This window comes from Bacillus stercoris (assembly GCF_029772985.1).
GTDB lineage: Bacteria > Bacillota > Bacilli > Bacillales > Bacillaceae > Bacillus > Bacillus stercoris.
Genome location: NZ_CP121861.1, coordinates 1,092,699 through 1,106,479 on the forward strand (window position 1 = coordinate 1,092,699; position 13,781 = coordinate 1,106,479).

At 46.4% G+C, this 13,781-nt stretch carries 14 protein-coding genes and 1 pseudogene; 11 read left to right on the top strand and 4 right to left on the bottom strand.

What is annotated here, in order from left to right:
* Positions 1-43: 43 nt before the first annotated feature.
* On the bottom strand, positions 44-1,024 hold the full coding sequence (guaC, locus tag QA442_RS05680) for a GMP reductase (RefSeq protein ID WP_069150234.1): 981 nt from the start codon (positions 1,022-1,024) through the stop codon (positions 44-46).
* Positions 1,025-1,302: 278 nt separating this feature from the next.
* Between guaC and QA442_RS05685 the strand changes: the two genes are divergently transcribed.
* The gene (locus QA442_RS05685; RefSeq protein ID WP_003228723.1) at positions 1,303-1,443 is read left to right on the top strand and encodes a hypothetical protein; all 141 of its coding nucleotides are present in this window, start codon (positions 1,303-1,305) and stop codon (positions 1,441-1,443) included.
* Positions 1,444-1,483: 40 nt separating this feature from the next.
* On the opposite strand, the gene yumC is transcribed toward QA442_RS05685, so the two are convergent.
* On the bottom strand, positions 1,484-2,482 hold the full coding sequence (gene yumC, locus QA442_RS05690) for a ferredoxin--NADP reductase 2 (protein WP_003220618.1): 999 nt from the start codon (positions 2,480-2,482) through the stop codon (positions 1,484-1,486).
* A gap of 331 nt (positions 2,483-2,813) precedes the next feature.
* Here yumC and QA442_RS05695 point away from each other — a divergent pair, with 331 nt between their 5' ends.
* The 4 genes from QA442_RS05695 to spsC all read left to right on the top strand — a co-directional run bounded on the left by QA442_RS05695 (position 2,814) and on the right by spsC (position 5,483).
* Positions 2,814-4,034, top strand: a complete 1,221-nt coding sequence (locus tag QA442_RS05695) for an NAD(P)/FAD-dependent oxidoreductase (protein WP_095432021.1) — start codon at positions 2,814-2,816, stop codon at positions 4,032-4,034.
* A 172-nt stretch (positions 4,035-4,206) separates the two neighbouring features.
* Positions 4,207-4,350, top strand: coding sequence for a YuiA family protein (locus QA442_RS05700; protein ID WP_003243733.1), 144 nt, complete (start codon positions 4,207-4,209; stop codon positions 4,348-4,350).
* Between the two features lie 53 nt (positions 4,351-4,403).
* Positions 4,404-4,724: a YuiB family protein gene (locus tag QA442_RS05705; protein ID WP_014665226.1), complete on the top strand. Its 321-nt coding sequence runs from the start codon at positions 4,404-4,406 to the stop codon at positions 4,722-4,724.
* Between the two features lie 102 nt (positions 4,725-4,826).
* Positions 4,827-5,483 carry a stationary phase survival protein SpsC gene (gene spsC / locus QA442_RS05710; protein WP_080488032.1) on the top strand — a complete coding sequence of 219 codons (657 nt, stop codon included), beginning with the start codon at positions 4,827-4,829 and terminating at the stop codon, positions 5,481-5,483.
* A 29-nt stretch (positions 5,484-5,512) separates the two neighbouring features.
* On the opposite strand, the gene QA442_RS05715 is transcribed toward spsC, so the two are convergent.
* Positions 5,513-5,989: a divergent PAP2 family protein gene (locus tag QA442_RS05715; protein WP_014665224.1), complete on the bottom strand. Its 477-nt coding sequence runs from the start codon at positions 5,987-5,989 to the stop codon at positions 5,513-5,515.
* Positions 5,990-6,146: 157 nt separating this feature from the next.
* On the opposite strand from QA442_RS05715, the gene QA442_RS05720 reads away from it, so the two are divergent.
* Together QA442_RS05720 and QA442_RS05725 are read left to right on the top strand one after the other, a co-directional pair.
* Positions 6,147-7,649, top strand: a complete 1,503-nt coding sequence (locus tag QA442_RS05720) for a leucyl aminopeptidase (RefSeq protein WP_095431822.1) — start codon at positions 6,147-6,149, stop codon at positions 7,647-7,649.
* Between the two features lie 143 nt (positions 7,650-7,792).
* The gene (locus tag QA442_RS05725) at positions 7,793-9,121 is read left to right on the top strand and encodes a Na+/H+ antiporter family protein (RefSeq protein ID WP_014665222.1); all 1,329 of its coding nucleotides are present in this window, start codon (positions 7,793-7,795) and stop codon (positions 9,119-9,121) included.
* Between the two features lie 71 nt (positions 9,122-9,192).
* Here the strand turns inward: QA442_RS05725 and QA442_RS05730 are convergent, their stop codons facing one another.
* On the bottom strand, positions 9,193-9,795 hold the full coding sequence (locus QA442_RS05730; RefSeq protein WP_040081953.1) for a biotin transporter BioY: 603 nt from the start codon (positions 9,793-9,795) through the stop codon (positions 9,193-9,195).
* A gap of 101 nt (positions 9,796-9,896) precedes the next feature.
* Here QA442_RS05730 and QA442_RS05735 point away from each other — a divergent pair, with 101 nt between their 5' ends.
* The 4 genes and pseudogenes from QA442_RS05735 (at position 9,897) to dhbC (ending at position 13,773) form a co-directional block, all read left to right on the top strand.
* Positions 9,897-10,493: a sulfite oxidase-like oxidoreductase gene (locus QA442_RS05735; protein WP_014665221.1), complete on the top strand. Its 597-nt coding sequence runs from the start codon at positions 9,897-9,899 to the stop codon at positions 10,491-10,493.
* A gap of 212 nt (positions 10,494-10,705) precedes the next feature.
* A complete protein-coding gene (gene besA, locus QA442_RS05740; protein ID WP_095431821.1) occupies positions 10,706-11,575 on the top strand; it encodes a ferri-bacillibactin esterase BesA in 870 nt (289 codons plus the stop codon).
* Positions 11,576-11,766: 191 nt separating this feature from the next.
* Complete coding sequence (locus QA442_RS05745; RefSeq protein WP_040081956.1) at positions 11,767-12,552, top strand: 2,3-dihydro-2,3-dihydroxybenzoate dehydrogenase; 786 nt, start codon at positions 11,767-11,769, stop codon at positions 12,550-12,552.
* A gap of 25 nt (positions 12,553-12,577) precedes the next feature.
* Positions 12,578-13,773, top strand: a pseudogene (gene dhbC / locus QA442_RS05750) (isochorismate synthase DhbC).
* Positions 13,774-13,781 lie beyond the last annotated feature (8 nt).

Here is a 13,781-nt window from a genome sequence, read left to right on the forward strand (position 1 = left end):
AACGCCAAGTCAAGCGTCGCCGCTGACTTGGCGTTTTTTATGATTAATATTTATCCCCGTTAAAAATCGAATTCTTTACAATTACATAATCCACATTGCGGATGGCGTCAAGCTTTGTTCCGCCTGCGTAAGAAATGGAAGATTGAAGATCCTGCTCCATTTCAATCAATGTATTCTTAATTGAGCCTTTATGGGCCACGTGCATTTTTTTGCCCTCGACATTTTTCTTTTCGCCTTTTTGGAATTCAGAGGCTGAGCCGAAGTACTCTTTGTAAAGCTTTCCGTCTTTTTCGATCGTTTGGCCTGGCGATTCTTCGTGTCCGGCAAATAGTGAACCGATCATGACCATCGTCGCGCCGAATCGGATTGATTTTGCGATGTCGCCATGGGTGCGGATGCCGCCATCGGCGATAATCGGTTTGCTCGCAGCTTTGGCGCACCAGCGCAGCGCCGCTAATTGCCAGCCGCCTGTGCCAAAGCCGGTTTTGATTTTCGTAATACATACTTTTCCCGGTCCGATGCCGACTTTAGTGGCATCCGCCCCCGCATTTTCAAGCTCTCTGACCGCTTCGGGCGTTCCGACATTGCCAGCAATCACAAAGCTGTCCGGCAAATGTTTTTTGAGGTGCTGAATCATTTCAATGACAGCATTTGAGTGACCGTGAGCAATGTCAATTGTCACATATTCAGGAGCCAAATTTTCTTCTGCCAGCTGGCGGACAAATTCATACTCCTCCTCTTTAACGCCCACGCTGATAGAAGAGAATAATCCGCGTGCGTTCATGTCTTTAATAAAATCAATTCGTGTTTCAGGCTCGAATCGGTGCATGACATAAAAGTAACCATTTTCGGCTAGTTGAATCGCAAGCTTTTCATCTATAATCGTCTGCATATTGGCAGGGACGACGGGTAATTTAAAGGTGCGTCCGCCTAAACGTACGGATGTATCACATTCTGAACGGCTATTTACAATACATTTTGCAGGAATTAGCTGAATATCTTCGTAATCAAACACATTTTCCATGGTTTTCACTCCTAAAAACGAATATTTAAAAGTATATTATATGAAATGTTCGCCTTATATAATGTACTCTGTTTTATTTAGGATGTCAAACAATATTATTTTCTGGCAGGTGTGGTGCAAGTGCCGAAGCTTGTCATGCAGAATGAGTTTAGGTATCATAGTTTTAACGAATGGTCTTAGAGAGCGGATCAAAACGCGAATGATATACGTTCAGCAAAGCTTGGTCGTTCAGCACCAGGCTTTCTTTATGGCATGGACATGGGAAAGGAGCGAATAAGATGGCCCAAAACGAAGAAAAAACACCGAAGTCCCAAAAGATTCAGGACCGCATTATTATGGCAATGATCTGGGTAGTCGCAGCCCTTGTGATTGCGCTGGTTGTAGGAACTGCATTGAATTATATAAATATCTTCAAATAAAAAAGGAGCTGTGTCACCTGACACAAACTCCTTTTTTTTATTATTTATTTTCAAAAAGACTTGTTGAGTGAAGAGGCTGTACGCGGGCTTTCGGGTCCATGTAAGCCTTGGCGTTGTTCACTGCTGTCGGTGCCTCACCGAAGCCGCTGGCAATCAGGTTGACTTTTCCTTCGTATGTACAAATGTCACCTGCTGCAAAGAAGCCTTCGATATTTGTTTCCATTGTTGATTTCACGACAATGGAATTTTTCTCGATGTCCAGGCCCCAGTTTTTGATCGGTCCAAGAGATGAAACGAAACCGTAGTTGACGATTAAGTCATCAATTTCTAAAATCTCTTTGCGGTCGCCTTTCACTTCTTCAAGCACAAGCTGTTCAATTTTGTCTTCACCGATCAGCTCCGCAGGGACGAATGGTGTCAGGACATTAACCTTCGACGCATGAAGGTTTTCCACACTGTGCTCGTGCGCACGGAACTTGTCGCGGCGGTGAATGATCGATACTTCTTTTGCGATCGGCTCAAGCATAAGCGCCCAGTCAACCGCGGAATCTCCACCGCCAAGGATCGCAACGCGTCTGCCGGCGAATTTTTGCAGATCGTCAACGAAGTAATGGAGGTTCTTGCCTTCATACTGCTCGGCATTTTCAAGTTCCAGCTTTCTCGGTTTGAATGCGCCGTTTCCTGCAGTAATGATGACTGTTTTAGAGTAGTGGGTTTCTTCATTTGTTACAAGCTTGAACACGCCATCCGCTTGTTTCTCAACTGATTCAACCGCTTGCTCCAGACAAATGGTTTGGTCGAATTTCGCCATTTGCTCTTTTAGGTTATTGATAAGCTCTTGCGCGCGGATTTTCGGGAATCCCGCTACATCATATATATACTTTTCAGGGTATAGGGCGCTAAGCTGTCCGCCGAGCTGAGGCAGGCTTTCGATAATTTTGACGCTTGCCTGTCTCATCCCGCCGTAAAAAGCGGTGAATAAGCCGACCGGTCCCCCGCCTATAATTGTAATATCATAAACCTTTGTATCCTCTCGCATACGAAAATTGCCTCCTAAATGAAAATTGTTATTAATTATACCATATTGCCGTTCGAATTGACGAGTCAGCAGAAAAAATCGTAAGGATACAACGCACCCATCCATTCTTGAAAATATTTCCGCCGGCCGCTACGATAATAACCAAATGAAATGATCTTTTTCTGAATGTTTCTTGAGCCAGCCGGATAAACATGGTAGTAGTGCTATGGGTGAGGACTTCACAAAAAACTTTTCAATATATTTCATAAAATCCCGCCAATAAGCTGAAGCTAACACAAATGATGATTTTATTATGGGTCTAACAAAAGCAAAAAAAGAGAAGGTGGATGTGATGGCATTGAATAAGCCCAAAATCGTGATTTTAGGTGCAGGATATGGCGGATTGATGACGGTGACAAGGCTGACGAAGTATGTCGGGCCGAATGATGCTGACATTACGCTTGTAAATAAACACAATTATCATTATGAAACGACATGGATGCATGAAGCGAGCGCGGGTACGCTCCATCATGACCGCTGCCGTTATCAGATAAAAGATGTAATCAACCAGTCACGGGTTAATTTTGTACAGGATACCGTAAAGGCAATCAAAATTGATGAGAAAAAAGTTGTGCTTGCGAATGGAGAACTGCAGTACGATTATTTAGTCATCGGGCTCGGCGCCGTGCCTGAAACATTCGGCATTAAAGGCTTGAAAGAATATGCGTTTCCGATCGCCAACATCAACACGTCGCGCCTGCTGCGGGAACATATTGAGCTGCAGTTTGCGACTTACAATACGGAAGCGGAAAAAAGGCCGGACAGGTTAACGATCGTTGTTGGCGGCGCCGGATTTACGGGCATTGAATTCCTTGGCGAGCTGGCGGCTCGCGTGCCGGAGCTCTGTAAGGAGTATGACGTTGACAGAAGCCTTGTCCGCATCGTTTGTGTGGAAGCAGCGCCGACCGTTTTGCCGGGCTTTGATCCGGAACTTGTTGACTATGCCGTACATTATCTTGAGGAAAACGGAATTGAGTTCAAGATCGGCACGGCTGTACAAGAATGTACACCAGAAGGAGTCAGAGTCGGCAAAAAAGATGAGGAACCAGAGCAGATCAAATCGCAAACCGTTGTATGGGCGGCAGGTGTCCGCGGCCATCCGATTGTGGAGGAAGCTGGTTTTGAAAATATGCGCGGCCGGGTGAAAGTCAACCCTGATCTTCGCGCCCCAGGACATGACAATGTCTTTATTCTCGGTGACAGCTCGCTGTTTATGAATGAAGATACAGAGCGCCCGTATCCGCCTACTGCGCAAATTGCCATGCAGCAGGGCATAACGGTCGCTAAAAACCTTGGCAGGCTTATTAAAGGCGGAGAGCTTGAGGAATTCAAGCCGGACATTAAGGGGACAGTGGCTTCTCTTGGCGAGCATAACGCGGTTGGGGTTGTTTATGGCAGAAAGCTGAAAGGCACGCCGGCTTCGTTTATGAAAAAAGTCATTGATAACCGCTCGTTGTTTATGATTGGCGGACTCGGACTGACACTGAAAAAAGGCAAGTTCAAGTTTTTCTAAAAACCCGCGGAAGCGGGTTTTCTTTATTAAAAAACGCCAAAATAAAAAGAGAACGAGAGGAAAATAAGTATGTTTCCGCTTACATGAAAAAATTTGTCACATGATCTGACTTTATTGTTGACAGCCTGATATGTTATATTATCAGAAAATTAAGAAAAAGGGTGATGATCAGATGAAAACTGCAACGACAACCGCTTCACATGCATGCCCATTTTGCTCAGGAAAAGGATATTTTCAATTGATTCTCGGCGGTTCAGAGACTTGTCCGTCTTGCCAGGGGACAGGAAAAGACAGTCATTCATTTTCCAGCCGTTGACTTTATTTCCACCCCCGCGTTACACTAAAAGCAACGCAGGGGGGTGGAATAGGTTGATTAGTCTGCCAGTCGTAATCATCTCAATTGTTTTGTTTTTTGTTTTGTTTTTTGGAATCGGTTTCTTATTAAACATGCTGCTGAGAATGTCTTGGATTATGGCTGTGATTTATCCGGTTGTATGTCTTTTCATTATCAGCAAAGAAAAGCTGGTCAGCTATGTCCAGTCACCGGGAGAATCCTTTGCCAGCCTGTTTCATCGTGTCTTATCGTTAGCGGCTGCCGATGTGCTGATTTTAGCCAGCGGTTTGGCCGGCGCCATTGTGTCAGGGATAGCGATCAATATGCTTAGAAAAAGAGGATATCAAATGTTTTAACTGCCGCTTTCTTCTATAGAAAGCTTTTTTTGTATGTTCGCTCATTCATCATTTTGAATAATGCTCTCTCCGCTTGGGAACAATGATTCGGAGGAGAGGTGAATGATGTTGAATATGATCAGACGTTTGCTGATGACCTGTTTATTTCTGCTTGCATTTGGCACGACATTTTTATCAGTGTCAGGAATTGAAGCGAAGGACTTGTCAAAATGGGTGCAGGAACATCAAGAAAAGCACTTGAAGCATGCAGGACTGACATTAAAAGCATTGCAGCAGAAACAAACACAAACGACGTCCGCGGCTAAGGATAAAACAAAGCCGTTAGAAGAAGCATTTGACTGGGATGAGTATCCGGTTCAAAGAGTAACAGCAACTGGCTATACTGCAGGAGCTGAGTCGACGGGAAAAAATCCCGGTGATCCATTATACGGGCTTACATATTCAGGCGTGAAAGTGAAACGGGATCTGTATTCCACGGTTGCTGCCGACCCATCGGTTTTCCCGATCGGCACGATTTTATTCATTCCGAATTACGGTCTCGGAGTTGTAGCTGACACCGGATCGGCTATTAAGGGAAACCGCCTTGATTTGTACTTTGAAACCGTCAAAGATGTATACAATGAATGGGGCAAAAAAACCCTTGATGTATATGTGATTAAAAAGGGAACGGGAAAGATTACCGAGGATGAGCTTGAGAAGCTCAATGAAACAAAATCTTTGCAAGTGTTCAGAAATCAATATAAAACGGTGAAAGAATAAAAACGCTCCAGCGAAAGCAGGAGCGTTTTTTACATGAAAAAGTAAGCGAGTGCCAATGTTAGTAAAATACCTGTCAGGCCTCCGAAAAAGACTTCGATCGGCTGATGTCCGAGAAGCTCTTTCAGCTTTTTTTGTTTTTCTTTTTCTTCAGCTTTAGGGAAGTCCTTTGCTTCATTAACAAAACGGTTAAAATCAATGACAAGCTTATTAATGACTGTTGCCTGCTCACCGGCGTGACGTCTGACGCCAGTTGCGTCAAACATGGTGATGACGGCGAAAATGGCAGAAACCGCAAAGAGTGAGGAGCCTAATCCATGCTCCAAGGCTACGCCTGTAGAAAGCGCAGTGACCGCTGCGGAGTGAGAGCTCGGCATGCCGCCTGTGCTTGTGACCAGCGACCAGTCCAGTTTTCTGGACACGATATACTGTATGGGCACTTTGATGACCTGAGCAAAAATAATTGCGGCCAGGCTTGATAATAAAGGAAAATTCGTTAAAAGTTCCATCGGCGACATCCTTTCTATTTGAAAAATCCTTCGTGTTTCAAAAGAAAAAAGCAAGTCTTAGACTGTTGTTTGATAAAATAAGTGTAGTGGAAAGAATGTTTTTCCTATTATACCATTGTTCATTACAAATACCCATTACGTTAGGAGTGTAAGCCTCATGTTTTATGCGGTTCAGCAATTAGAGCATACAGAAACCCTTGTGGTCGGGCTTTTTCAAAAAAGCCAGCTGACAGGAAAAGCGTTGGAAATTGATGAAATGCTCGAAGGCCATCTGACACAGCTTTTAAAAGATGGTGATGTCTCTGCGAAACCGAATCAAGTATCAAAAGTATTCCCCCCAGCTTCTGCGGGTATGAAACGAATTTATTTCATTGGTCTGGGAAGAAAAGCAAATTTTACGTTTGAACAGGCGAAGGAGCGTTTTGCTCATGTTTTTCAGGCTATTCATAAAGACCGAAAACAAGAAGCAGCTGTCCTGCTTGATACGTTTATTTCGGAAGATGTGCCTCCAGCCGATGCCGCTCATGCATTAGCTGAGAGCTGCCTGCTTGCTTCCTATGAGGTGCAGGATTATAAGCACAAATCAAATGAGCCTGACAAACAAATTGAAACCGTATATGCTGTCACAGATGAAGATACACAGGAAGTGCAGGCGGGGCTTCGCGTCGGCCAGGCATACGGACAAGGGACAAATTCGGCTAGAACGCTTGTGAATATGCCAGGAAACATGCTGACCGCGACTGACCTCGCTTCATATGCAGAAGAGCTTGCGGCAAAATATGATTTTGAGTGTGAGATATTGGAGAAATCAGAGATGGAAGAGCTCGGTATGGGCGGAATACTTGCGGTAAACCAAGGCTCTGCCGAACCGCCGAAAATGATTGTGCTGAAATATCAGGGCAAAAAGGAATGGGAAGATGTCGTCGGACTTGTCGGGAAAGGGATTACATTTGACACAGGCGGCTACTCCATTAAAACGAAATCTGGAATTGTCGGCATGAAATCAGATATGGGGGGAGCTGCTGCGGTTCTCGGCGCTATGGAAACGATCGGAGAGCTTCGTCCCGAGCAAAACGTGCTGGCCGTTATTCCGTCAACCGATAATATGATCTCTGGCGGGGCGATGAAGCCTGATGACGTGATCGTATCTTTAAGCGGAAAAACAATTGAAATCCTCAATACAGATGCTGAAGGAAGGCTCGTGCTTGCAGATGGCATTACATACGCGAAACAGCATGGCGCATCAGTTCTTGTTGATGTGGCTACGCTTACCGGCGGCGTCGTTGTGGCATTAGGAACAGAAACAACCGGCGCAATGACAAATGATCAAAGCTTTTACCAGCAGGTAGCTGATGCCGCACAAGAGTGCGGCGAGGCGATCTGGCAGCTGCCGATAACAGAGAAGGATAAAAAGCGCGTAAAAAGCAGCCAAATGGCGGATCTCAGCAACTCGCCGGGGCGTGAAGGACATGCGATTATGGCAGGAACGTTTCTTGGAGAATTTGCTGAGTCAACACCTTGGGTTCATCTTGATATTGCGGGCACAGCGACTGCCAATAAAGCGACCTGCTTTGGACCGTCCGGTGCAACCGGTGTTATGGCAAGAACATTGGCTACACTTGCGGAGCGATTTGCATTGGAAGAAGAGAAAAGCGAATAATGTTGAATCCCTGCTGCATCTTGCGGCGGGGATTTTTTCTTCCAAAATCTTTAGTTGACTAAAGTGGATCGGTTATGATACGATACGTTCGTACTTTATTTATCTACTACATTAGCAAACTAAAGGATTTTTGGAGGGGTATCATGAATGCAGTCGTCATCGCAGTCCTGCTTATGCTTGTATTAAGCCTGCTGCGTGTCAATATTGTTATCGCATTAATTATAGGCGCCTTAGCCGGCGGGTTAACAGGCGGACTCGGTCTTGGCGAAACGGTTAAAGCTTTCACAGACGGTCTCGGCGGAAATGCCACCGTTGCAGTCAGCTACGCCATGCTTGGCGCGTTTGCCGCCGCTTTGACGAAAACGGGTCTTCCGGACGCAATGGTGGAAGCCTCCGTTAAATTAATCGGAAATAAAGAAGATTCTCGCAAAAAAGCACTGTCTAAGGTGCTGATTGTGCTGATTATTTTAATTGTATCTTGTTTTTCCCAAAACGTCGTTCCAGTTCACATCGCGTTTATCCCGGTGCTGATTCCGCCGCTTTTGAAAATCTTTAATGAACTTGAAATGGACCGCCGTCTGATTGCGTGTGTGATCACTTTTGGTTTAACAGCGCCTTATATTGTGCTGCCGGTTGGTTTCGGCCAAATCTTCCAGGGAATGCTCAAGGATAATATGGCAGATGCCGGATTAAACGTATCTCTCGGTGATATTCCTTATGCGTTAATGATTCCGGTTGCTGGTATGGTTGTAGGTCTGATTTTATCAATCATCGTATTCCGTAAACCGAAAACATATGAAACAAAAGAAATTTCTGGTGCGAGCTCTTCTCCATATACGAAAAAAAGCCTGGCTATCGCGGTGCTTGCCATCGTTGTGTCACTCGGCGTCCAGCTTTACTTATCTCAGACTTTGGGAGTAGAAGGGATGATTATGGGGGCGCTGGCAGGCCTGGTTATTCTGTTTGTCAGCGGTGTGATGAAGCGTGATGAAGCGGACTCACTGATTACTGACGGAATGGTCTTAATGGCCTTTATCGGCTTTGTCATGCTTGTTGCAGCCGGGTTTTCAAACGTATTAACGAAAACCGGAGATGTCGAGTCACTGGTTAAAACAGCAGCTGGCATCATGGGGCACAGTCAGTTAGTGGGTGCATTGCTGATGCTCATTGTCGGCTTGTTCATTACAATGGGAATCGGATCTTCTTTTGCGACGATTCCTGTTATCACAACGATCTTTGTGCCTCTTTGCCTGCAGCTTGGATTCAGCCCGATGGCAACGGTTGCGATTATCGGGGCAGCTGCTGCGCTTGGCGATGCCGGTTCACCTGCCAGCGACAGCACGCTTGGACCGACTTCAGGTTTAAGTGCGGACGGCCAGCATCACCACATTTGGGACACTTGTGTGCCGACTTTTGTATTTTATAATATCCCGCTTATTATCTTTGGATGGATTGCAGCGCTTGTTTTATAAGGAAAAAGGCTCCCCTTTACTGGGGAGCCTTTTCTCGTTATCATAAAAAAACCGTTCCCATAGAACGGTTTTTACGTGGACGATATGTGATTTCTGTTAAAGCCGGTTGCTTTATGAATAGACCGGTATATCCCTGGTGCGATAAACGCCAGTATGACAGCCAGCGCCGTGTCTTTTACCATAAACCAAGTCATAAAGCCCCAAGCTGTGCCGTAGCTTACCGGCGTATGAATCCACAGCTTCAGTGCAAGATACATATAGGTAGTGCCGATGATATACATGATTGCCGTTCCGATAAGTGAAGCAATGAGAAATCGAATTTTGCTTGGCTGAATTTTTCGTTCTAAAAACCATCCCGCTGCAAATGCTGCCGGGATGTATGAGATAATAAACCCGCCGCTTTTCCCTGCAAACGGTGCGAAGCCTGCAGAAAATTGAGCAAACACAGGCGCTCCGGCCAATCCGACAAGTGCATATACAATCATGGCAATCGCTGCTCGTTTGCTGCCGAGAAGCAAGGCTGCCAAGAGACAGAAAAACGGCTGCATCGAAAGCGGAATGCCGGCAACTTGTAAAAAGGGTGCTACTGAGGTAAGGTTGGCTCCGACAGCCATAAGTGCGGCGAACATGCCGATCAGCGCCATATCGGCCGCGCGAAGTTTACGTTGTTTCATAGTTGTCCCCCTTAGGTTTACATACACAATCATAGAGTAATAAAGAACGGAAATATTGTCAACATAAATTAAAACAAGGTTAACAAAAGAGAGGGTTCCATATGTATTTTGGAAAAACAAAACAGTCCGATCAATCTGGAAGAGTGCCCCCAAATCAAAATGTCACCACTTCATTTCCTGTGCTTCATACGGGAAGTGTCCCATATTACGAAGATATGACGAGATGGAATCTTCAAGTATACGGTTTGGTTGACCAACCGATGCTGCTGAGCTTTGAAGATGTCAAAGCCTTTCCGAAGTACGAATCGAAAAATGACATTCATTGTGTCACGGGCTGGTCGAGGCTTGATAATGTGTGGCAAGGCGTGCGTGCTCGTGATATAGCGGAAAAAGCGGGTGTGAAAGAAGAAGCTGGCTACGTTATTTTACATGCGGAAGAAGGCTGGACGACCAATCTGCCGCTTGATGATTTCTTAGCGGAAACTTCCCTTCTGGCTTATGCGCATAATGGCGAGCCATTAACGCCTGAACACGGCTTCCCGCTGCGGGGTGTATTTCCGCATCTGTATTTTTGGAAAAGCGCCAAATGGCTGCGCGGCATCCAATTTACGAAAGAAAACCATCCGGGCTTTTGGGAACGGAATGGCTATCACATGAGAGGGGATCCTTGGCAAAATCAACGATTTACATGGGATTAAGGTTCTATTTCAAACAGGACCATCCGCATCTTTATCAGGTTTTTATTTCCATATTGGTAGTCTGCAGGTACCTTATTTGATACAGGTGCCTTTTTTATTCGGGAAAAAGTTGACTTTCTTTGGAAGAAAACCTATTATTTGAGTTGTCTAGTTGATAGTGAAAATCATTATCATACATTGCGTTTAGTTTAAGGAGAGGAATGTCGTACTGCATGAAAGAGCAAACAACAGACCGGACGAAAGGCGGAACACCAAACGCATATACGATTCCTGGTACGGAAGTGCGTATGATGTCTTCTCGCATTGAAAACCGTACCTATCATATTTTTATCTCGAAACCGAATACGCCGCCGCCACCCGCTGGCTATCCTGTGATTTATCTGCTGGATGCCAATTCTGTCTTTGGAACGATGACGGAAGCCGTTCGAATACAGGGGCGCCGACCTGAAAAAACAGGGGTAATTCCTGCAGTGATCGTCGGCATTGGCTATGAGACAGCGGAGCCGTTTTCCTCAGTGCGTCACCGGGATTTTACAATGCCGACAGCCCAATCGAAGCTGCCGGAACGGCCCGACGGCAAAGAATGGCCGGAGCATGGCGGAGCAGAGAGCTTTATCAGGTTTATTGAGGAGGATCTGAAACCGGAGATAGAACGAGATTACCAGATTGACAAAAATAGACAAACAATCTTTGGCCACTCGCTTGGCGGGCTTTTCGTGCTGCAGGTGCTGTTCACTAAGCCGGAGGCGTTTCAAACTTATATTGCGGGAAGTCCGTCCATTCATTGGAATAAACCGTTTATTCTCGAGAGAGCGGATCATTTCGCCTCCCTCACTAAGAAAAACAATCAGCCTATCAATATCCTGCTTGCCGCAGGGGAATTGGAGCAGCATCATAAAAGCCGGATGAATGATAATGCGAGGGAGCTTTACGAGCGGCTGGCCGTTTTATCTGAACAAGGCATACGGGCAGAATTTTGCGAGTTTTCAGGAGAAGGGCATATTTCGGTTCTTCCTGTTTTGATCAGCCGGGCGCTGCGTTTTGCGCTTCATCCTGAAGGACCGCATCTTTCAATGGGCTGAGACATACTCAGCCTTGCTTCTAAAAAATAGTTGTCACTGAAATTATATTTGACTGTCACATGACATTTGGATATGATTATTTTTATAATTGATAATGATAATCATTATCAATAAATGGCGCTTTTCAAAGTGCGGCAGTCTTTTTCTCTGGATTCTGTTCGGCATCTAGAGTGAAGAAAGGAATTGATGATATGAATGCAACGGATATAAAGGGCAAAATTGCTTTTATAACAGGGGCAGCCCAAGGGATAGGTGAAGCTGTTGCGCGGACGCTTGCCGGTCAAGGCGCACATATTGCGGCAGTTGATTATAATCCTGAAAAGCTGGAAAAGGTTGTGAACAGCCTCAAAGCGGAAGGGCACCATGCGGAAGCTTTTCCTGCGGATGTGAGAGACAGCGCGGCGATTGACGAGATCACGGCGCGCATCGAACGCGAGATGGGGCCGATTAATATTTTGGTGAATGTAGCGGGTGTCCTTCGCCCGGGTCTCATCCATTCGCTTAGTGATGAGGAATGGGAAGCGACGTTCTCAGTGAATTCGACTGGCGTATTTAACGCCTCGCGTTCAGTCAGCAAATATATGATGGACCGGAGATCTGGTTCGATCGTAACGGTCGGATCAAATGCTGCGGGTGTGCCAAGAACATCTATGGCGGCATATGCATCTTCAAAGGCTGCGGCTGTGATGTTTACGAAATGTCTTGGCCTTGAGCTTGCAGAATACAATATTCGCTGCAACATCGTGTCTCCCGGATCAACGGAAACAGACATGCAGTGGTCATTATGGGCCGATGAGAATGGAGCGGAGCAAGTCATAAAAGGATCACTTGAGACATTTAAAACAGGGATCCCGCTCAAAAAATTAGCCCAGCCTTCGGATATTGCGGATGCGGTGCTCTTTTTGGTTTCTGGCCAGGCAGGGCATATTACGATGCATAATTTATGCGTAGATGGCGGCGCAACGTTAGGCGTGTAACTGAATTTAAAGGAGGTTCATGAGAATGTTGAAACAAAACGTAATACCAGAAACAAAAGCGGAGCATTTGCTTCGTGAGTATCAGCCGGGTGCCTTTTTCTTAGCTTCTCCTCATCGCGTACTGTTAGCGAAAGGCATATGTGAAATCGTACCGGGGGCAGACGGACAAAATCAAATGGAAACCCTTTCCGTCCGTATTGCAGAGACGCTGCGTCAGGCAAAGCGATCGGGCCAAAGCCGTCCGCTTGTTGTCGGGGCCGTTCCTTTTGATCAAGTAAAAGCAGCGCGGCTCGTTGTTCCTGAGGAAGTTCGCTGGTCAGAACCGCTTCAATTTGACTATGCGGAGAAGGAGCAGCAATGTGAGCATACATATCACATAGAGCCTGTTCCGGCACCGGAGGATTATAAAAATGGTGTGGAACAAGGGCTGGCTCGCATTGCCGATGGAACACTCAGCAAAATCGTTCTGTCCAGGTCGCTGCAGCTGACATCGCCTGAACCGATTCAGACGGATGAGCTGCTTCGCCATCTGGCTCAGCATAACACGCATGGCTACACATTTGCCGCGGACGTGTCCAGTCAGACGGAAACATCTCCCCGCCGAACATTGCTCGGTGCAAGTCCGGAGCTTCTCGTTTCAAGGATGGGAACTCAGGTCGTTTCCAATCCATTAGCCGGTTCAAGGCCGCGCAGTGATGATCCTGTTGAAGACCAGCGCCGGGCAGTTGAATTGCTTGCTTCCGCAAAAGATCTTCATGAGCACGCGGTTGTGGCTGACGCAGTTGCGGCAGCGCTAAGGCCTTTCTGCCGGACGCTGGATGTTCCGGAGAAGCCTTCACTGATCAAAACAGAAACAATGTGGCACCTGTCCAGCGTGATTAAGGGAGAGCTTTCCGATCCATCTGTAACCGCACTTGAATTGGCGGCGGCGCTTCACCCGACGCCGGCGGTCTGCGGAACACCGACTGATCTTGCAAGAGAAGCGATTCTCAGCATTGAGCCGTTCGACCGCGGTTTCTTCTCGGCATGGTCGGCTGGTGCGACGATGCGGGTGACGGAGAATGGATCGTGACGATCCGTTGTGCAGAGGCAGAAGATCGCTCACTCCGCCTGTATGCGGGAGCTGGTGTTGTTGCCGGATCAAAGCCAGAGGACGAGCTTCAGGAGACATCCGCAAAGTTTCGGACAATGCTGCGGGCAATGGGTGTGAATCACTTATGATCAGAATG